The 14,156-nt window shown below is 47.2% G+C and carries 10 protein-coding genes; 7 read left to right on the forward strand and 3 right to left on the reverse strand.

What is annotated here, in order from left to right; all coding sequences use genetic code 11:
* The first annotated feature begins 147 nt into the window (after positions 1-147).
* Both istA and istB read left to right on the forward strand, forming a co-directional pair.
* A complete protein-coding gene (istA, locus tag DNH61_RS24735) occupies positions 148-1,626 on the forward strand; it encodes an IS21 family transposase (protein ID WP_181438570.1) in 1,479 nt (492 codons plus the stop codon).
* A 1-nt stretch (position 1,627) separates the two neighbouring features.
* Entirely contained in the window at positions 1,628-2,353 is a 726-nt protein-coding gene (gene istB, locus DNH61_RS24740; RefSeq protein ID WP_111145329.1) for an IS21-like element helper ATPase IstB, read from the forward strand.
* A gap of 254 nt (positions 2,354-2,607) precedes the next feature.
* Here istB and DNH61_RS24745 read toward each other — a convergent pair whose 3' ends face one another.
* The 3 genes from DNH61_RS24745 to DNH61_RS26630 all read right to left on the reverse strand — a co-directional run bounded on the left by DNH61_RS24745 (position 2,608) and on the right by DNH61_RS26630 (position 5,663).
* Positions 2,608-3,012 carry an Imm7 family immunity protein gene (locus tag DNH61_RS24745; RefSeq protein WP_111149643.1) on the reverse strand — a complete coding sequence of 135 codons (405 nt, stop codon included), beginning with the start codon at positions 3,010-3,012 and terminating at the stop codon, positions 2,608-2,610.
* A 643-nt stretch (positions 3,013-3,655) separates the two neighbouring features.
* Entirely contained in the window at positions 3,656-3,922 is a 267-nt protein-coding gene (locus DNH61_RS24750) for a hypothetical protein (RefSeq protein WP_111149644.1), read from the reverse strand.
* 16 nt (positions 3,923-3,938) lie between these two features.
* Entirely contained in the window at positions 3,939-5,663 is a 1,725-nt protein-coding gene (locus DNH61_RS26630) for a hypothetical protein (RefSeq protein WP_220036960.1), read from the reverse strand.
* 279 nt (positions 5,664-5,942) lie between these two features.
* Between DNH61_RS26630 and DNH61_RS24760 the strand changes: the two genes are divergently transcribed.
* The 5 genes from DNH61_RS24760 (at position 5,943) to dptF (ending at position 14,155) form a co-directional block, all read left to right on the forward strand.
* A complete protein-coding gene (locus DNH61_RS24760; protein ID WP_111149645.1) occupies positions 5,943-7,208 on the forward strand; it encodes a class I SAM-dependent methyltransferase in 1,266 nt (421 codons plus the stop codon).
* Positions 7,209-7,211: 3 nt separating this feature from the next.
* On the forward strand, positions 7,212-9,797 hold the full coding sequence (locus DNH61_RS24765; RefSeq protein WP_111149646.1) for a metallophosphoesterase: 2,586 nt from the start codon (positions 7,212-7,214) through the stop codon (positions 9,795-9,797).
* A 92-nt stretch (positions 9,798-9,889) separates the two neighbouring features.
* Positions 9,890-11,035: a limonene hydroxylase gene (locus DNH61_RS24770; RefSeq protein WP_146241149.1), complete on the forward strand. Its 1,146-nt coding sequence runs from the start codon at positions 9,890-9,892 to the stop codon at positions 11,033-11,035.
* A gap of 137 nt (positions 11,036-11,172) precedes the next feature.
* Positions 11,173-11,877: a hypothetical protein gene (locus tag DNH61_RS24775; RefSeq protein ID WP_111149648.1), complete on the forward strand. Its 705-nt coding sequence runs from the start codon at positions 11,173-11,175 to the stop codon at positions 11,875-11,877.
* 472 nt (positions 11,878-12,349) lie between these two features.
* Positions 12,350-14,155 (forward strand): DNA phosphorothioation-dependent restriction protein DptF, encoded by a 1,806-nt coding sequence (gene dptF, locus DNH61_RS24780; RefSeq protein WP_111149649.1) that lies wholly within the window; start codon positions 12,350-12,352, stop codon positions 14,153-14,155.
* The last annotated feature ends 1 nt before the right edge of the window (position 14,156 follow it).

Consider the following 14,156-nt stretch of genomic DNA (forward strand, 5'->3'; position numbering starts at 1 on the left):
TGTTTATTGCATACTAAAAATGCCGAAGATTGCAGCGTAAAAATGCTCAACTAGAAAGCAAAAAAGAGACACTTGTCAGGATCCCAACTTCCTCCTATCGTTAAGTTTGACGAGAACTAGCGAAGGAGTTACGAAAGGATGCTGAAAATGCCTCAACAACAATATATCAGATTTTTACGGGAAGCAGAAGGGCTTTCGGTAAACGAAATTGCTAGAGAAATGGGCATACATTGGCGGACAGCCAAGAAATATGCGGATCAGTCCAACTGGAATGAATCGCTGAAGAAAAAGAAGAGCAGAAGCCCGGTCATGGGGCCGTTTATGGATATCGTAGACACCTGGCTGGAGGAGGACCGCCTGCTCCCACGGAAGCAACGGCACACGGGAGTGCGAGTGTTCCAGCGTTTGCGAGACGAGTATGAGTTTACCGGCGGACAGCGTACCGTGCTTGCTTATGTAAAGAAGCGTAAGGCAGAATTGGCTCTGGAACGCGCCAAAATCTACGAGCGGCTCGAGCATCCAGCCGGTGAAGCGCAAGTGGATTTCACGACGATTGAGGTGAGCCAAGACCAGGAGCTGCTGACCTATAAACTGCTGGTCATCTCGTTTCCTTACAGCAACGCAGCGTACGTTTATCCGACCCCAGCAGAAAACCAGGAATGCTTTCTGGAAGCGTTAAAGCAATGCTTCGAGCAAATTGGAGGGGTTCCTTCTCGGATTTGGTTCGATAATCTGTCTGCTGCGGTTGTACATATTGAGAAGCATGGTGAACGGCAATTAACGGACGGGTTTCAGCGATTTTGTGCGCATTATCGGTTCGAAGCAGTGTTCTGCAACCCGTACAGCGGACATGAGAAAGGACATGTTGAGAATAAATGTGGGTACTCGAAACGGAACTGGGCTGTCCCGATCCCGATTTATGAGAGCCACGAGCAGCTTGCTGCTGTGTTTGCTAAGCAAGCCTTGCTAGACCAAGAGCGTACACACTATGCCAAGGGGCAGCGAATCGCTGACTTGTGGGAAGAGGAACGGGCAAAGTTACTTGTCTTGCCGGAGGTGGCTTTTGAAGCCTTTCGTATATCTGCTGCGGCGGTCAATAAATACGGAGAGATTCGAGTGGATGAAACCACCATTCCTATGCTGGGACTGGTTCAACCAGGAAGCCAGGTCATGATCCAAACCTACTGGGACCGCCTGGTTATCCTCAATAACAACCACCAGCTCGTAAGAGAAATCCCTCGGCCTTACACTGGCAAGACCGCTGACATTCCGTGGGAACAAGTCTTTACTAACTTGCTGCGCAAGCCGCGAAGTGTGACTCACTCTCAGTTCATTCGCATGCTGCCGCAAACGTTGCAGCTCTATGCTACGGTAAAGGAACTAGATATGCGCAAGGAACGCCTCCTAGCCCTAGCCCACTGGAGCAGCGTGTACACGATGAGGGAAATAGAGGATGCTCTCCACCTTCTCGGTACAGAAGCTACCGTTGAACGTATAACCGCTGTTCTCGGCATGAGGTCAGGCAGTCGGGATATACCGTCCGTTTTAGAGGAGACAATCTCACCGCCGAGTACCAAAGTGGAGTTTTCACTACAGCGCTATGACAAGCTGACGGGGGTGAGCTGACATGAAGCCAGAACTGGCCGATTTGTGCCGGCAGCTGCGGCTGGCACATGTCGTCGAACATGTTGCGCTGCAGCAGGACGAACAGCTGCATGGTGTGGTTCTGCAACTGCTAACGGCTGAACTGGATGGCCGCAGGCGTGCGAAACTGGGTAAGCTTGTCCAACAAGCTGGATTCCCACATATTAAGACCTTTGAGGGCTATGTGTATGACCACATCTCCTTTCCAAGCGGCAGCAGTCCCGCCATGCTGCTGGAACTCGGGTGGTTGGAGCGTAAGGAGAACCTGCTGCTCATGGGGGCAGTAGGCACCGGAAAAACGCATATGGCTACAGCACTCGGCGTAGAAGCATGCCGCCAAGGCAAGGCGGTGCAGTTTTACCGCGCTTCGGATCTAGTGGCTTTGCTGCAGGAGAAGTTTGCCTCAGGAACGGTGAACCGATTACGGGAGAAACTGCGAAAGGCTGACTTACTCATCTTGGATGAGGTCGGTTATGTACCTTTCAGCCAGACCGGCTCTGAGCTATTGTTTAATGTGATTGCCGACTGTTACGAAAGACAAAGCGTGATTGTAACGTCCAACTTAGAATTTGGCCAGTGGACGTCGATTTTCGGAGATACTAAGCTGACTTCCGCTCTTGTGGACCGGCTGGTACACCATGCTCATATTCTCTCATTCACGGGTGAGAGCTTCCGCTTCAAGCAAGCGATGGAACGAGTCCCCGTATAGCTTCATATCCTGGCAAATCTCTTAGGCACTTTTTGCTGCAATATTGAGCACTTTTTGCTTGCAAAACACAAGGCCTACTTCCGCGATCATGCGCCGGAGTCAATGGACAGGACCGGCGGAGAAGTGGAGCAGATGGATTTGTTTTAGTGTTTGTTGGATCGGTGCACGTGGTGTTTTTGATGGAACGGAGGGTGCGAGCCTGAATAGGCTGCGGCCCTCTTATTTTTGTCTTAGTTGGCATTGGCTATATTCAGCTAAATATCGGAGTCATCAGCTACAACCGGTATTAATGGCGATAAAAATGGGTCATTTTTTTCTTCAACGTTTCCCCTCGCAAGAACATATACTTTAAACTCATTAGAATGTTTTGGGTGCTCATTATTAAAAACATAGAGCATGCCATATGAACCAGGAGCAATAATCCCTATGTTATTCATTATTTCTGCTGGACTAAATTTTGATGAAGGCTCACGATTCCATAAGCCCGTCATCCAAAGATGATATTGTCCATTTATCGCCTTCATGTCTAACACATCTACATTCGGTTGTAAATCTTCAATATACTTTTTAACTTTTTCATAAATGTTTACTTTTCCCCCGTTACCTGCCTCATCACCAGTGCCTTCTATAACAACCGCCCAACCATGGTATTGATACATATGTTCACCTCATGAGTCGTATAAAGACATGCTACCAATCATGTAAGTACTTTCTTTCGGATACTTATAGAAAACGCAACTAATCACGACCTAATTCTATCGGGTCTTTATAGCAACAATCACTCTTGTATGGTAGTTCTCAAGAATAGCATGGTAAAATCGTTTGATTGTGTGTCATGACATCAAATCTTCTGCTGGTTAACCAGTAGGTATATTAGCTAGTTTTAAGCCGAATCCTGTTCCCAGCCTATTCATTACCGCAACCCTTACAATAATTAAAGATGACTCCTATGTAATATAGGAATCATCTCCTAAGGTTAAAGTCCTAACACTCTCGGTTTCGGATAACTGGGCAACATTATATTCTCCCCAGTAGCTACTTTCATGCTCTTCAAAGCATATGTTTAAGAGGTTTTGTAAATCCTTGGACACAAGTTCCATATCATCAATACTTATACCAAACTTTAAATACCTATTCGTCATGGTGTCACCATTAAACTTGGTCTTTTAAGAGCTTGTTCTACACTCTCATAAAGCATAAAACTGACAGGGCGACTGCTCGGCCTTTTGGTTTTCATGGTAGAAACTGGTTATCTAAATTGTCTTCCAGGTTTTTATGCAACGATAGTGCCGCTAGCTACAATTATGAGTTAATTATTTCGTTCCGCATCTTACAAATTAGTTCGTCTTCATCCATTGTTATAGGATATAAATCACCATCTTCAAAAAGATTTTTGGTAGCTTCGTCATAACTATCGGCATATTCAATAACGTATGATTTTAACTTGTTAATAAAGGTTAATTTAAGATATTTCCCTTCAGATTCATAAACAACAGAATTATTGATTACTTTTTCCTTGTAATTTAGTTCTTTAAATAATGAAATGATTTTATTTTCAACTGTCTCCATGTGTCACCTCTACTTTTTATTCTAAAGGATTTCCGTCCATATCAAATCTTTGTGTTCCTGTACTGCCTGAAGATATTTTATAGTATGGTACATCCCCATGATAACTACTTCCCGGATGGTACTGTAGTATTCTGTCACCACCCCAATTAATTTTAAAGCCTCCACCTTCTTCAAAAGGCACTCCTGTATAGTTTCGACTCTTATTTAGTGGTGATGGATTATACCCATTATCATTTAGGTACTTATAAAGTTCTTCAGGTGTAACCCCTTTTAACTTACTAGGGTCATTCAAGATGTCATCTAATCCTTTAATATTGCTTAAAACATTACCAGTCCCCTCAGCCTTCTCATCCATAGCCCGCAGGTAATTCTCCTGCACGGCATTCTTCTTGGGCGGCAGCTCCTGCTTGCCTCCATCCATGAGGCGGACATCAGGCATTCCCGGGCCTCCTGCGGGAGCAAAATTCAGCGGGCGGAGCCATCCGGGATCTGCCAGCCGCTGACCAGCGAGCTTTGCATTGTCCAACAGCATGACTGCGCCCTGGCGGATCTGAATGCTTACGTCATCCAGACGGGTCCCAGCCTTCCCGGCGACAGAGATGACTCCCCTTGCGCTCTTGAGAGCCACGCCGCCAGCAGCGGCATAGACAACCTCACGGCCCAGCGTCTCGCCAATTAATCTGGCCTGTTCGTTCGGAGAAAGTGCAAAGAATTCTTCCGCCGTCATCTTCAGGTTGGTAGCCTTATTATTCACATACAGGAACGGGTCGTCTATCAGCTTGTTCGTTTCATTATAGATATCTATTGAAATCTGCTTGGCGCCTTCGCCTATTGCCTTGGCCGTTCCCCACGGATCATCGTACAAGTCATAGCCAAATGAAGCGATACCCATTACCCCGGATTTGCCGCCCTCGTACAGTCCTTCTGCGAGATCAATGCCCCAGAACCTGGGCTCTGCCGCATTCGCATCCTGGATCTCCTTCAGCTTCTCGGCCGCAATATGCCAATCCCAGTAGGGCAGCCCTTCGAATGTAACCGGGTGAAAGCCTTTCTTCGCCACATAAGCGAGGAAGTCTAGTATATCGGCATCCAGCTTGTCCCCGGAGAACAGCTGATCCACATCCACCAGCTTCTTGCGCTCAGCACCATAGGCTGCTATCAAGAGGTTCAAATTGTCTATGTTCACCGGCTTCGGCTGCGAATTCCGGACATTCAGCACAACCAAGCTCACCTGTTCTATTACAAATTCCGTAATAGCGGCTAGGATCTGAGCTGAGCCTGCTATTAACTGCTGCAGAGTCTCTGCTGCCCGTTCTTCAGCATCATCTATCAGTCCCGCTATCTGTGGCAGCAACCCGCCCAGCTTCTTAGCCAGCAGCTGGACCCGGACATCTACTTCCTCCCAATCCACCGGCCGGAAAGCTGCTTCATTCACCGAACGGCCGGCAAGCTCCTCCACAGCCGCTGCCCGGCTTATCAGCTGCCGCTCCGCATTGTCGTAACGCTGCACTGACTGCAGCACAAAAGACTCCAGCCGGGCTATCCGCTCGGTGATCCGGCTGGCATCCGCAGCCGCTTGGGTTAACCTGCTATGTATGCCGCGCCTTGCACCAATTGCGCTATCCAGCCTATTCTTCACGGCCTGTACATGCTGGGGCACAGGGGAGAGCCTTCGACCTGCTGTACCCAGCTGTACCGTGCTGCTACTCACCTGGGCCAAATCGATTATCAGCCGCTGCATTTTTCTTCTCACTTCCCTGTCTGTAGCACTCTTGCTTCCATAGCAAACCTACTTATTCGCTGTTCTTCCATAAATAACCTCCCGTAATATCTGCACAAAATTGGACAATTTTTTAAAATGTGCAATTCCCCAGCTTAATAGGAAGGAGATTAACGAGTGCCCGGTTAGAAACGATCCTGCCGCGCTCGTAATACTTTCGCCCTGTTCGTAACGGCATCACTAAGCGAAAATGAATTCACACATTGTTTATTCCATTCGACAAGTTAGGAGCAGACCGAAATGGCAATTGTTCAAATCAGATCCACCAACCCGCAGTTTTCGTTTCTCATTAAGAAGAACCCGAACACCGGCATGATGCTGCGCTCGGTTCGCAAGGGCATGGCTTATGGCTGGTACACGTATGACCAGACCTATAATGTGTATTTCAAGGATGCGGACAACGAAATTTCCTATAAGCAGCACGAGCAGGAAAACTTCGAATACCTGAATGTCTCCAGATACAACACGCCGCTGTTTCCGCTTAATGCGATCAATGAGTTTTTCTCCGCACCGCTGAAGGCGCAGGCTGAACGGGATGTGGAAGGGTACGAGCACACCTTCTTCATCAGCATGATCCATATTGAACGGGACCGTTACATCGAGTTTTTCGAGAAGCACTTGAAGGATTTCTCGTTTGCGATGACCCATCAGGCTCACAAGAGCTATTCGCTGACGATCACAACGAACAAGAGTCTGTATCAGCTCCTGCATGCCGTAAGTGTGCTGTGCCTGTTCCTGTCAATGTTCGGCAATGAATACATCGATATCTCGGACAGCATCCTCGACAAGTACATTAAGAGCGTGAATGTGATCGATGCGCCGTTTTACATACGCAGTCTGTTCGTCCGCAACTTCCTATCCTCCAGAGACCGGTTCCAGAAGTACAAGGCGGAGCTGGAGAAGACGGAGCGGTACGCTATTCAGTTCGCATATGGCGGCACGGCACTGCAGCGGAGAAATTACATTGGAAGCGCCCTGCCGTTCAACAAGTCGATCCTGGATGTGGGCTGCGGGGAAGGGTTCTATGCCATTCCGTATGCCGGGAAAATCGAGGGCAGCTACTACGCGATCGACATCAACGAGGAGCTGCTTGAGAAGGTGAAGCGCAAGGCGGAGACCAAGGAAATCGACAATATCGTCACCTTCGCCTCGATCGATCTGTTCCTGGAGAGCTACAGCGGCGAGCAGGTTGATGTGATTTTGACCGAGGTTATTGAGCATATGAGCCAGGAGGAGGCCAGGCAGCTGATCCATCAGATCTGCAGGCATGTGGATTTTGACCACTTCATCATTACGACGCCTAACGCGGATTTCAATCGTTATTACGAGCTGAGCGATTTCCGGCATGAGGATCACAAGTGGGAGATGGGCGAGGAGGCGTTCCAGCAGTGGATGCGCGAGGTCATACAAGAGGCAGACATGCAGGCTGAGTTCGTGGCCGTTGGAGATGGCGTCAATCATATACGAACGACTCAAGGTGTTATTTTGAAGAAAAGGGGGGCTTGACCCGTGGAAATTCAGACGAAGGTTCATACGATTATCATGCTGGTCGGCTCAACCGAATGCGGCAAAACGACGTTCGCCAAGGAAGTGCTGATCCCTGGTCTGCGTTTTCAAGATGCTGAGCGGAACATCAGGGCTAACATTCAATACCTCTCCTCTGACCAAATCCGGCAGGAGATTCTCGGTTACGAGTACGACAAGTACGATCAGGTCATGCTGGAGGCCAGCGAGCAGGCTTTTCATATGCTGTTTGAGAGATTGAGGATGGCGACGTCCTTCCCGATTAATGCGGAGTTTGTGATCGTCGATACGACAGGGCTTTCCGAGGATTTTCGGGCTAAGGTGAAGGAGATCGCGCATCAGAACAACTATAATCTGGAGGTCATGGTCTTCGACTACCGGAAGCGGGATGACTACTATGCATCGGAGCGCTCGAAGAAGCTGATCACGAATCATATTAACCGGCTGAAAAAGGATGTTCTCGGAGCGCTGCCCCGTGAAGGCTATGCCAAGATTCATAGAGTGAGGGCGAAGGATTTTTATAACCCTGAAGAGGGCAGGGCCAATCCTGCGTACAAAATCGTCATTGAGGATATCGATGCGTATCTGTCTACCGTGCTTCCTCAGGACCAGCAGTACATCATGATCGGCGATGTTCATGAATGTGTGGATGATCTGAAGGGCCTGCTGCTTGACTATGGCTTTAAGCTGGATGAGAACAAGCTTATTGCACCGGAGAAGCTGAAGAACACCCGGATTGTCCTCGTTGGGGACTGGATCGACAAAGGCAAACAAACAAGAGAGATCATTGAATTCCTGCATGCTAATCAGGAATACTTCTACCTGGTGATGGGGAACCACGAGAACTTCGTCGACAAGTACTTAAGGGGCGAGGTCAAGGGAGCCGATCAGGAGCTGCTGCAGACGTACTTTGATTCGACGCAGGTTCTGATGAACGACAAGGAGCTGCTGGGAAAATTTCAGCAGCTGGTTTCGCTGTCGAAACCATTTTACCGGTATGTCGGGGCCAGGGGACCGTCCTTCTTCGTGACGCATGCGCCGTGCAGGAACAAGTATATCGGCAAGCTGGATACGAACTCTGTCCGGCACCAGCGGAACTTCCGAATCGACCGGGAGGCGCCGCTTGAGGAGCAGCTTGCTTTTCTGAAGGAGGAGGCGGTCAAGATTCATCCGTTTCACATATTCGGGCATATCGCAGCGGGGCAATCGTTCCGGATTCGCAACAAGCTTCACATCGACACAGGCAGCGTCCACGGAAATCTGCTGACATCGGTCAGTATGACGTATAAGCCGTTCATCAAATCCCGGAAGTCCCGGCACACGGTTATAGCGGAGGAGCTGCAGGTTCTCTTCAAGGAAGAGAAGAAGGTATCGGTCCGGGATCTGGGGGAGGATGAGGTTCGGAGGCTTCATTACTGCTCGCGTCACAAAATCAACTTCATCTCCGGTACGATGTCCCCGGCGGACAAGAATCAGGAGACGAACGAGCTTGAATCGCTGAGGCGGGGGCTTGATTACTTCCGGGAGCGCGGCGTGGATCAGGTCATCCTTCAGCCCAAATATATGGGATCCAGATGCAATGTGTACCTGCATAAGGATGTGGAGCAGTGCTTTGCGGTAAGCCGTAACGGCTACAAAATCAATCAAGTGGATTTATCCGAAATCTACAGCAGGCTGCTGCATAAGTTCGGCGGATATATGGAGGAGCAGCAGATCACGATGATGGTTCTGGATGGAGAGCTTCTCCCGTGGAAGGCGCTTGGCGAAGGGCTGATTGCACGGCAGTTTAAGCCAATTGAGCGAGCGCTGGAGACCGAGCTTGCCTTCCTCCAAAACAACGGATTCGAGCAGGCTTACGGCCAGCTGGTGGCAGCCTATGAGGAGAGCGGATTCGAGCAGGACCAGCACCGCATGCCGAAGGCGGCCTTGAGCGATAAATATGGCGCAAGCACCTACCAGACCTATAAGTATGTTCACGATGTGCGGGAGACCTTTGTACCTGTAGATGAGCATATGGAGGCTTATCGCACCTATAAGCGGCAGCTGGAGCTGTATGCGCAGGATGAGCAGATGGCGTACAAGCCTTTTGCCCTTCTGAAGCTGATATATGAAGACGGGCGCGAACAGATTCCAGAGTGGAAGACCTCTGAGATGTATGCTTTGCTGTCGGAGGACGAGGCACTGACGCTGGAGCTGTCTGACCCTGCCTGCTATGAGGCGGCGGAGCGTTATTTTGCCAAGCTTACGCTGGAGAACCAGATGGAGGGCGTCGTTATCAAGCCGGAGGTGTGGAACGGGAAGACGGTGCCTTATATGAAGGTGCGCAATCCTGATTACCTGTCGATCATCTACGGGTATGACTACAAGTTCCCGCATAAGTATCGCAAGCTGCTGAAGCAGAAGAACATCAGCCAGAAGGTCCGTACGTCGCTGAGTGAGTACAAGCTGGGGCTGCAGCTGCTCCAGGTGCCGTTCGAGGAGATTTCGCCGCAGCATGCGGCTTACCAGGAAATCGCGGCCAGCCTGCTGTTCGAGGTTGCGCAGGAGCGGGAGATTGATCCGCGGTTGTAATGCTCTGCGAGGTTAATTTATGCATAGGAAAACATTACTCTCTTCGAGTATTGTTTTCCTATGAAGTTCTTTATGAGGTCAGGTGATGAACGATGAAGCAATTTTTCGGTAAAGTATTTCAAGCGCCCTGGTCGGGGAGAACCCCGATTTATTCGTACATACGAGAGCAAGGAGATGCGGTGGACGGCTCCCTGCCGGATGATGAAGATTTCTTGACCGGGAGCGGCATCCGCTGGGCAGCAGGGGCCATGGATGGAGTCCTCGGACATCACGCCGCTCTAAGCGGGAATACAGACGATGTGCGTGAGCTGGTCGAGCTGCTGGCCAAGCATTCACTAAAGCCCAGAACGTCCACTCGAAAGGCGCTGTACAGCATGGTTGTTTCGTCCAATGTAGGCGGCTTGATTGATGACGTGTTGGATGAAGCGCGCAAGCATCCCGGGATGCAGCTGCAGGCGCTGTTTGATGAGGCCAGATGGATGGTGGAGCATGGGACGCATCGTAACGTTGTGAAGTTTGGTATTGCGCTGCTGGGATTATTTCGTAATGAGCAGGTGAAGGAGCTGCTTCTTACGGTCGGAAGGCATGAGGAGTTTACGCTCTATGCGGCGGTTGCCATTCAGAACGGCATGGAAGACAGCAACGAAGTGCTCTTCGAATTAGCGAAGCATGTTAACGGGTGGGGGAAAATCAACATCGTCGAGAGGCTGGAGCCGAGCAGCCAGAAGATCAAGGATTGGCTGCTGCGCCACGGCTGCCAGAACAGCATCATGAACGAATATCTGGCCTGTACTTGTGCTATGAACGGGGAGCTGCATGTGGCGCTGGCTGGCGGCCAGGTTGATGGGGAGCTCTTCGATGGAGCGACGGATATTATACAGGCACTGCTGAATGGAGGCCCGGCCGAAGACATCGACGACTATGAGCATGCTCCGCAGGTGGTTTCCGATTATGTTAGATTGGCAGGCGATATGAGTTCTACCGCGAAGCATCTGTCCGTCCTGATGGGCATCCGCGACTTCCTGGAAGTGGACGAAGGCGGCGAGCAGTGGGCAGAGCGACTCTCTTCGGGCTGGACGGAGGAGCAGAGAGCAGGGGCCTTGGAAGCATGCCAGAGGCTCATTGCTCAGTATGAATGGAGAAGCGTTGTAATGAAGGCCGTTGAAGCAGGTGATTCGTTGGAACGCTACTACGGAATCCGATGCGCCCGGGAGCTGGGGATCGCGTTCAGGGTTTGAGGTTGGTGAGGGATATAATAACATTCATAGTGAACATGTTATGAGGTTACTGACAGGTGGCTACCGTTTTGCGTGAGATGAGCAAAACGCCGAATTAAGTATTGTCCAGGAAATATTAACGAGGAGTGCGAACTTAAATGAAAGACTTGTCGATCTATATACCCTTTGTTACAGCGGTATTAGCAGTCATTTTGGGGTATGTTTCTTATGTTAAACAAAAGAAACAAGAACGTTTTTTTGCTCAAGCGCAAGAAAATCAAGATAAAGCGATTGGCCCCATTAGAAAAGAGTTACTAAAGATTCAACGCGAAAGAAATTCCAAAAACAGGATGACTATGATTCTTGCCTTCTTCACAAAGTACAGCGATCCAGAGTCTCATCTCTATAAGTTAGCCAATAAGCGTTTAATTAAATATTATGAAGAAACAGAGGCTTTCTTCGAGACCTATCTTGCTAAGCCTAATGTAGAAACCCTCGACAAATTTGAGAAACGATTCACAGATTTAACCAATACGATTGAAGGTGATTTTTGGGAAAATTTCAACGCGATTTATAAAGAACACCGATGGTACCGACATCTATGGAACCATTCTTTTATCTACAGATTACTTAATGAAATAACCCTAACGCTTTTTGAAGCTTTTAAATGGTTACTCATATTAAGCACTATTGCTGTAGTCCTTGGTCTCACCAAAGAAGATATGCGAAGATTAATCTTAGATAATTGGGTAACGGTGGTTGTATCTTATCTTCTGATTCTCATGTTTGCTGCCCTCTTTGGGGGACTATCAGCTAGTGCTTTAGCAATAATGGGTAGTGACTATAAAAAGAAAAAGGTATGAAATGGTACTAACCTAATTTTATCTTGTTCTCCAACTATGGCAGCTGAACGTTTATCTTATATCGAATAAGCTGTTCTGTAGTAAAGGTCGGCGTCTGGTCACCGCTGTGTTTCTATATTAGCAAAACAAGAATTGCAAAGCTCGGCGAACCGCAATTAGACCTGTCCCTTTTCTTGTATACCGTGCCAAGCGTTTACCTTCCTCCTTGCCTTAATCTCGTAATAATATCGTTATAATTCTCTCTCAACGAAGTTATCTGGTTTCACTAACTACGATTTTAGATGGGTACAAGAGCATTTAAGAGACGCCGTCAAGGTGTCTTCTTTAATTTTGCTATTGTTTTAATAACGTATTCCCACTTCCCTCCAAACAAAGTACAATAAAGACAGTGAATAATTACTTAAGACCTATATCGTATGGCCCCTATTTAGTCGAACTTTGAGGTAATCTTCAAATACATGGAGGCATAGCAATGAATACAACACAATCTCCGCATCTCATTGACATTCTGAAAAAATGTAGGCAATCGTCTAAAGAAGCCGTTGAGAACTTGGAGAGTTTCAGCGAGTTTAAGAAATACATGCACGTTCCAAGGCCGGTTGAGGCAGAGCTCGAGCAACGGATTAATGAAGCTTTTCAATCGCCTAGAGCTTGCCTGGTATTGGTTTGCGGAGGAGTGGGCGATGGTAAGTCACATATCTTATCTTATCTTAAGGATAAACACCCGTTTTTAAAAGATGAGTCTGCTTTCTACCTTCATAATGATGCTACTGAAAGTTTTGCCCCTAAGAAAACTTCTATTGAGACGCTGACTACTATACTTCAGCCTTTTTCCGATGTTGGTCTAGAAGCCGGAAGTACTCGTAATATTGTACTAGCTATCAATCTCGGGGCTCTAAATAACTTCATCGATTCTGAAGAGGGCAGTGCTTTTACCCGATTAAAGGAGTATGTTAAGCAGAAAAGGATCCTGGAATCTGTAATTGACGAGGAGACGAGTCCAGACGACCAGATTTTTAAATATGTCAATTTTAGCGATTATCATATGTATCAACTTACGGAGAGTGGGCCTAAGTCTGATTATATAAAAGGCATTTTTCAAAAGGTTACTCAAAAAACAGATGACAACCCGTTTTATCAGGCGTATTTGAGAGATTACGCAGACGATCGTGAGCTGGCTGCGAGAAACCCCATAATTCAAAACTATGAATTATTACAACATGAGGATGTTCAGGATAAGATTATTCATCTCTTAATTCAGATAATGATAAAGGAAAAGCTGATTATTTCAACTCGCGCCTTACTGGATTTCATCTACAGTATGCTTGTCCCATCGGTTATGGAGAATATGAGTCATAAGCGTGTTTCCGAATTTGTTCTAGAGCTGGACTTTCAGGAATATGTGGGCTGCTTGCTTCCTTTCCAAGTTTTCGAGAAAGCTGATGCATCTTCATTACACCAGGCGATTGATCGAGTTAACCCCACCAAAATTAGAACAGAACAGCTTGATCAATATTTAATTGAATTTAAGTCTATCAAAGACGGAAACTTGTTGTTCATCAATCACATCGATATCAGTCGGTTGCCCTATTTTTCAAATTCAATTCTCCAACACAATCCCTGGAGCGGTTCGTCTCTCAAAGATCAAGGGTACAAACAACGTTTGATTAAACTGTTTGTTTATCTTTATTACTTTATTCCAAAAGTAGAGCATAATTTCTTTCGCGATGAAACATTCGAGAAGTTTATGATGTATTTATTCCACTGGAATAAGAGAGATATCGGTAAATTAGCAAAGCTTTATAAAGAGGACGTAAGTGATGCAATCTATAGATGGAATGGCGAAACTAATGGGGATCTAGTGTATGTTCAAGTTGGGCAACCGCAGACGCAGTATTATTCACTTCAAAAGTTGGAAATCGAACCGCATATAACACGAAACAGTCCACTTGAAGACAAGGAACTATTTAAGTTTCTGACAATGATGACTATTCAATTCAAAGCAAAGAATACAATATATGTTTCAGATATGGAATTTCCCACTATTGAAATTGATTTTTCGTTATATCGCTTGTTAATTAAGATAAAGAATGGTTATCGTCCAAACAAAAAAGACAAGTTCCAATTCATTAAGTTTGTAGAATTTATCGATAAATTAAGTAATGCAGGGTCTCATGTGAATGAAATTATCTTTGAAAGCAAACAGTTTGGTAAATCGACTAGATATCGATTGCAATATGATGAAACATTTGATCAATACTCATTTATGGAGACGTGAA

The organism is Paenibacillus sambharensis (assembly GCF_003233845.1).
Taxonomy (GTDB): Bacteria; Bacillota; Bacilli; order Paenibacillales; family Paenibacillaceae; genus Paenibacillus_I; species Paenibacillus_I sambharensis.